3 protein-coding genes are annotated in these 1,734 nt (G+C 75.5%); 2 read left to right on the top strand and 1 reads right to left on the bottom strand.

What is annotated here, in order from left to right; genetic code table 11:
- Positions 1-219, bottom strand: a 219-nt coding sequence (locus ACSNOD_RS30945) for a hypothetical protein (protein WP_436770397.1), incomplete at its 3' end; no start/stop codon positions are given.
- A 291-nt stretch (positions 220-510) separates the two neighbouring features.
- On the opposite strand from ACSNOD_RS30945, the gene ACSNOD_RS30940 reads away from it, so the two are divergent.
- Positions 511-663, top strand: a complete 153-nt coding sequence (locus ACSNOD_RS30940; protein WP_436770396.1) for a hypothetical protein — start codon at positions 511-513, stop codon at positions 661-663.
- Between the two features lie 143 nt (positions 664-806).
- Positions 807-1,733, top strand: coding sequence for a hypothetical protein (locus ACSNOD_RS30935; protein ID WP_436770395.1), 927 nt, complete (start codon positions 807-809; stop codon positions 1,731-1,733).
- Position 1,734 lies beyond the last annotated feature (1 nt).

Genomic DNA, 1,734 nt, shown 5'->3' with positions numbered 1-1,734 from the left:
GAGGCTGTTCCACGCGTCGCCCTCGCGGCGGAGGTCGTAGCCGTCCTCCGCCGCGATCATTTCCGCCTGGGCACGGCTGCGCAGGGGGACCTCGTAGGTCTTGCTGTTGACGGTCGCGTGGACACCGTCGTCGTCGGCCACGGTCTCGATCGCGTGCGTCTCGTAGATCACGCGGCCGGGCTCCACCGTGCTCCAGACGACATGCATGCTCACTGCCATCGGACTCACTCCCGAAATGACGAGCCCCTGTACCCAGGCTCTCACCACCTGGGCTTTTCGCGGAGGACCGCCCGGGGAGCGCGCCCTGGGATCACCCGGGGGCACCCGGGGAGCGCCCGCGGAACGCTCCGGCGGCCGGACGGATGAGATGCCGCGGGTTCGTTGCCGGTTCAACCGGTTACGCCGTCGCGGGGTCCCCTACGGCCCACTGTTACGCGGCCGTCGAACGACCGCGACACCGGGCGTCTAGCGTCGGGGCGACCGGCCTCCGATCGGCACGGAATCGAGCAGGTGGACAAGAAGGACTTCCCGCCCGATAAGGTCTACGGCAGTACCGAGCGGCCGGCCGGGCTCCGGCCGAGGCCGCTCACCCGCGGCGGCCGGCCCGCCGGCGGCCACCGCGCCGACAACGTCATCATCATCCACGCCGACCTCGTGAAGTGATCACCTCGCGATGTGACCGAGGGGTCACCGGCGGCCCGGGCGGGCAGACGCGGCCCGGGCGCGCCGGGGGTCTCACCGCGCCTGGGGGTCCTGGGTTCTTGTCCTCGTTCCGCTCTCTGCCGCCGGCCCCGCGCCGGCCGCGGATGTCCACCGGCCCGGCCGGGACGTCGTACGCCGACCCGGCCGAGACCCCGTACGCCGGTGCCGCCCCGACGGCGCCCACCGGCCCCGTACGGTCCCCTCGGCCCCCTCGCCAGGGCGCCCGGCGGCGGTTCCTGCTCGCCGCCCTCCTCCCCCTGACCGTGCTGCCCGGCGCCGCCCTCTGTCTCTCCGGCTGCGGCTCCCCCGCCGAGGTCCGCTCCGCCGGGCCCACGGTCACCGCCTCCGCCCCCGCCCGGCTCTGGCCCGAGCGCAAGGCCGCCACCGTGCCGGCGGCCCCGCACGTGGAGCCCAACGCCGACCCCGTGCCCGGGGTCGCCACCGTCGCCTCGGGGAACATTCGCGACGTCCGGCCGCTGGACGTGGTCAAGGCCGAGGTGAAGGCGTCCGCCGGCCAGGTCAGCGGCGCCGACGCGCTCGACGAGGAGACCCGGCGGCGGATCGGCCGCTGCACGGCCGACGCCTCCGGGGCGCCGGCGGCGGGGTGCCCGCTGCGCCCGGCCCAGTACCACGACCTGACCGGCGACGGCCGGGACGATCTCATCCTCGGGATCGATCTGAGCGGGGAGTTCGGCGCCCAGCTGTCCCTGCGCGCGTACACGCTCGACCACGGAAGGCTGACCAGGATTCTGTCCACCGTCGTCACCCCGCTCTCCATCGAGGTCGCGGGCCGGGACCTGATCGTGCGCGAGCCGACCGTGCAGGCCGGCTACGAGACCCGGTCGATCTTCGGCTGGGACGAGGACCAGCGCGCGCTCGCCTTCCGGGGCGACGAGGTGCGCAAGGTCGGCCCCTCGCCCTCGTCCGGGACCACGGCGGGAGGGCCGCCCGAGCCGGTGCCGACCGCCCCGCCCTCGCCGGGCCGACGCTCGCCCGCCCCCGTGCCGGTGGGGGTGGGGGCGGGCCGGTGAC

Source organism: Streptomyces sp. URMC 123 (assembly GCF_051386515.1).
Classification (GTDB): Bacteria; Actinomycetota; Actinomycetes; order Streptomycetales; family Streptomycetaceae; genus Streptomyces.
This window is presented reverse-complemented; position numbering and strand designations above follow the sequence as displayed.